Source organism: Bradyrhizobium sp. MI1.11, assembly GCF_055811255.1.
Map to the genome: position 1 here is coordinate 1 of NZ_JBVVPM010000130.1, position 4,415 is coordinate 4,415.

The following is a 4,415-nucleotide window of genomic DNA, read 5'->3' on the forward strand; positions in this document are numbered from 1 at the left end:
CATAGCCGTTCTAGGAGTGCCGCTCGCGCCCTATCGCTCTGTCCGATCGCCGCAATATAGGCGCGCAGAAGGCGTATTACGGCCACACGCACCACCCCGTCCGTGTTGATCTCATCTGCATCATGCGGTTGACTTGTTGCGCCACGCTTAAGGTTCTCCCGGCACCCGCCCTCAATCTGGAGGGCATCGAGCAGCAAGATGATCGCTCGCAAGAACTTGGCGTCGACAGTCTGGTACCGTGGTCGGTCGTGCTGCATTACCCCAAGGCTACTCAACCCGCACTCTCCTCCCACTACCAGCTCCCGTAGGTCTGGCCTTACCCCAATATGTGGAACGGCCGGCGTGCCAAAAGCGTTTTCAGTCAATTTCACACATCGGAGCCGTGATCTGGCGAACTGGTTTAAAGCGTGCGGCGTCACCAGCGTGGCGATGGAATTCAGCGGCGTCTATTGGAGTCCCGGTCTATGAGATCCTGGAGCAGCGCGGATTTGCTGGCGGGCCGACTGCAACGCTACGCGACCCGCACTCGCAGTTCGGATGGAGAACCCCGTCCGAGTTCGCGATGACCTGCCACCCGCGCCGGGATCTGGCGCTGCGCTATGCCGACCTCCGCGCCAGCCCCGTCGCTGCCACCGCCCAACCGGGCAAATCCAACGGCACGGGCGAACTCAGGACTGGATAACACTTGGGGAAGGTCATTCGGGGTTCTTTCTCGCCGACACCACCGAGGCATGCAGAGCGATCTCAGCAACGGAGGCGTCGAGCACGATTAGCAACGGCGCCGCTAGTCTAATCGTAGCCGGGACCGCTGGGGATATCCCGAGCGACACGGGCGCTCCATTGGACCGCTAAATTCAGCAGAGCGATCGCGCTCCAGTCTCGACGCCTTTTCTCTATTGTGGAAAATCGCGAAGCAGTAACGTGGCATAGTCGCGGCGCTCGTCTTTTTGGTCGCGGTCATGCCCGCCCACACCTTGGCGGTTCCTCGCCTGTCAGAAACGACAGGGTCCGTGCGACAGTGGCGCTAGCAGACGGGCTCGCGGTTGCCGCCCCTCGCGGCAACACCTCTCGCGTTCGAGCACATTCTGAGGCAGCAAGCCTTACGTATTGAAATCCGATAGCTACCCCTGGTAGTTTCCACTTTTACCCGAGCTATTTGCCCTGAAGCCGTCCTGATCGTGTTTTTTCTCCTGGGAGGACATTTATGCGAGGCTCTCGCGCAATCCTTTACGTCGAACGACTTAGCGAACTCACTTCTCAGCTCTCAGAATTGGAAGATCTTCGACGTTTGGTGGAAGAAGCAGAGCGCCGCGCCCGCGGTGTGCTTCCATTACGCTTGACACGTCCTGCTTGGCGCCGCCATCGAAGCCGTGAACCAGGCGCCTCGTCTGTCCGCCTCCGTCGCCACGCGCGACCGAGCAGGAATGCAGGCGCTATCAGTCCCCCTGACAACGACAACCAAGTCGAGTGGACTTTGCTGGAGGCCTTCCCCGATGGATGGTGGGCTTCCTCCTAAAGTCTCTCCAGCGCTGACTTGAAGAAGAGATCGATCCGATGCTGGCGGCCCCCCCTGAAAAGACACCAGATCGGAGTGTCACGTGGCCGCAGTCATGCAATGAAGGGCCTTTCGCCAATGGACGAATTCGCGGTGCTTCTCGCCGAGCCAGACCGGTGCAGGACAGAATTCCAGCACCTGCAGAACGAACTCAATCTCGCGACTGGCGCCGGGCCGACCGACATAGCAGCGCTTCAACACGCGGCGCGCCGGATGAGCGGTATCGCACACGTCTTCATCGAGCGGCTGTGGCGGTCGCTCAAGCATGAGGACATCTATCTCAAGGGCTATGCCGATGGCCGCGAGGCCAAAGCAGGGATCGCCAGCTGGATCGCCTTCTACAACGATCGCCGCCTTCATCAGGCGCATGGCTATCGCACGCCGATGGCGGTCTGGCGCGAACGGACGCTGGCCCGAAGGCTGTGGACATGGTGGACAACGCTGACGCGTTGACCACATGCCCACAGCAACTGCAGCAGACAGAGTCTCTGGCAGCGTGCTAGGCAGCGTGATAGAAAGGGATCAGGAGCGGTCAGTTTCTAACTAACAAACCAGTTCAACCGGTCCCGCTCCGCGGGTCCATTTCATATCCGCGCAGATGGATCAGCACTAAGTTGCCCCGCCTGGGCAGTCGCACAAGCTTATCGAGGATGTACTGCGGGGCGCCTTCTTTGATCTCTACGCCGTACCCGTAAACCAGCCCGTCGTCGTTGGCGATCTCGTGTATCGTATACTCGATTTCATTTAGTTCATCGGGCGTGAGGTCAAGTGCCGCGGCAATCGCCTCGGCTTCCTCGCGGTCGTACTCATCTTCAAGCTGTCTGCTGCTCATTGTACGCGACCCATTATCCCGAATGCCGTTTCCTAAAGATCAACTTCGTCTGCATCGGCTGCCAGCATGTGCTCCAACGCCTTTACATAATGAGTGAGCGGTGAGATTCTATCGCGTATCCTGGGCGGCGCTCGGAGCGACTGTGGCATTTGGCGAGGCTCCAAATTCTCAGCGAGTGGGAATCAGTTCAGGTCTCGGAGGTAATTCAGCATACTGTTGCACGCATTCTCGGCCTCAGCGAAGCTTTGGAGCGGCGAGCCGAGAATCCTGATCGAGCCACGGCTCTGGTCAAGCGGACGCCACGAGGCGACGTAGCCCAACCTTCCGCGGAAGCCACGACCAGTCGGGCTCTGGAAGCTGATCACGAACGAATAGCCGTCGCTGCTCGCACTCCATATTTCCATGTCTTCGAGAGCGCGATGGAATTGCAGGGGCATCAGGCTCCGTTCGCCTGGTCAACCCGAGAACGAAATGCTTTGGTCGAACGACGTGACGGGTCAATACACGGCAGCTCTCGCCGGCAAATTGCGTTTCCTGGTCAAGCCATGGCATAGATCTGGAATTCCCAGCAGCTCAGCTTATCCGGCCCAGCCACCTGCCTCGATCCCGCTTGAAAACTACGAGATGTGAAGGTGTTCAGCGAAACGCAGAAACGCATTCCTTGACATTGATTTGTCCTATGTTTGTCGTTTCGATCAACTGCCCAAGCAGGTAGTTGACTGTGACACGAGCATGCGCTTGATGGCACCCGATTCATGGCCAGCGAGTTCGTCTTCCCAGTTTGGGAGTTTGAATCACAGGCGTTGGTCAAAACGCAACGCCCCCGACCGGCGGCCCTGTCGGGTGCTCACGAGCGAAACGGACATCAACCATCCGAAAATCCCGATGAGTCCCTCGTAAATGACCCACGGCGGACATTGCAATTGCCGTGTTTGTCCCGTTGGCACCGCAAACCGGACCAGGGATAGCAGCCGTACCAGTTTGCTAGCCCGAGCGCCGACGCAGCGCCGGTTCTGGCGGCCTAAATGACTTCGTCGGGCTTCGACGCTGTTCTAAGTAGGACCCTGCCCAAATTGGGATAGGCCACGAACGGTAGTTGTCCGGAATTCCCTCAACCTCAGGATTGCTCTAATATACTATCCGGCGGTTGTTGCATTTCGGCACCTGTGGGAAGCGCCAACAAAGCGGAGGAGCGCGTGAGTCTGGAGCGCCAGTACCGAGAGCTAAAGAAGTTGCAAGAAAAGGTCCGTCAATGGGAAGGAAAGACTTGTTCCCGGCGGTCGATTGAAAGGCAGTCGGTGCGGCGAGGTGTTTTTCTCTCAATTCCGGGACACATCACCTCCGAGCCCTGCCTGGTACGTGATCTCTCCAATAGAGGCGCGGGCCTTCAGCTTAATGGACTCACGCTTCTGCCGACCGAGTTTTCGCTTTCCTTCGATGAATTTCGCACCACCTACCCTTGTCGCCTCATCTGGCGACAAGGAGACTTCATCGGGGTGGCATTCCAAAACACGGGCCATTATTCGACCCTCGTGGAGCCAGATAGAAGCTCCCTTTTGCGCTAGAATCCCCCTGTTGGTGGCCTCTGGCCGATCGCGACATTTGCTGCGGTTGCACTATGCTGTCGGAAGTTGCTCTTTTGCCAGTAGACAGCCGTTGGTTCGATAGCAATTTGCTCGTTGTTTCAGACGTGAGATTTCCTTATGCGCCATTGGCAACTGCCGTTTTCTCGAGTGTGCTTGGATTCTACCTCAAAGCGCGAACGAAGATCCTGCCGCCGATTACTGTCATACGCTGTGAATTTGACAGGTGCGTGATGCTGCTCTGCATCTGCACAGCCGTCCTGATCGAGGCGTGGCTTGTTTTCTGGCTCACGGCAGTCCAGCGTCTCGCCTCGGCATGCTGCCCGTGCTGGGGGTCGTTCGAGACACCATCGGGATGACGCTACGGCGTCGTCCGTGAACAAGGCTCTAAGCGATTGAGCAGGAGTCAGTTTTCCGGTTGCGGCGGCATTTGAGATTGCAGGGA

General features: G+C 58.1%; 4 protein-coding genes and 1 pseudogene. 3 read left to right on the plus strand and 2 right to left on the minus strand.

The window, feature by feature from the left end; translation table 11 throughout:
- A partial coding sequence (locus AC0L30_RS42375) for a hypothetical protein (RefSeq protein ID WP_473406737.1) occupies positions 1-275 on the minus strand: 275 nt, incomplete at its 3' end.
- 214 nt (positions 276-489) lie between these two features.
- On the opposite strand from AC0L30_RS42375, the pseudogene AC0L30_RS42380 reads away from it, so the two are divergent.
- Together AC0L30_RS42380 and AC0L30_RS42385 are read left to right on the plus strand one after the other, a co-directional pair.
- Positions 490-682, plus strand: a pseudogene (locus AC0L30_RS42380) (IS3 family transposase); the annotation flags it as partial.
- 951 nt (positions 683-1,633) lie between these two features.
- Positions 1,634-2,008: an integrase core domain-containing protein gene (locus AC0L30_RS42385; RefSeq protein WP_473406738.1), complete on the plus strand. Its 375-nt coding sequence runs from the start codon at positions 1,634-1,636 to the stop codon at positions 2,006-2,008.
- 103 nt (positions 2,009-2,111) lie between these two features.
- Here AC0L30_RS42385 and AC0L30_RS42390 read toward each other — a convergent pair whose 3' ends face one another.
- A complete protein-coding gene (locus AC0L30_RS42390) occupies positions 2,112-2,387 on the minus strand; it encodes a hypothetical protein (RefSeq protein ID WP_231145937.1) in 276 nt (91 codons plus the stop codon).
- A 1,196-nt stretch (positions 2,388-3,583) separates the two neighbouring features.
- On the opposite strand from AC0L30_RS42390, the gene AC0L30_RS42395 reads away from it, so the two are divergent.
- Complete coding sequence (locus AC0L30_RS42395; RefSeq protein WP_473406739.1) at positions 3,584-3,952, plus strand: PilZ domain-containing protein; 369 nt, start codon at positions 3,584-3,586, stop codon at positions 3,950-3,952.
- Positions 3,953-4,415 lie beyond the last annotated feature (463 nt).

Coding starts and splice junctions, on each gene's coding strand:
- AC0L30_RS42390 (WP_231145937.1), bottom strand. CDS start 2,387: ATGAGCAGCAGACAGCTTGAAGATGAGTACGACCGCGAGGAAGCCGAG.
- AC0L30_RS42385 (WP_473406738.1), top strand. CDS start 1,634: ATGGACGAATTCGCGGTGCTTCTCGCCGAGCCAGACCGGTGCAGGACA.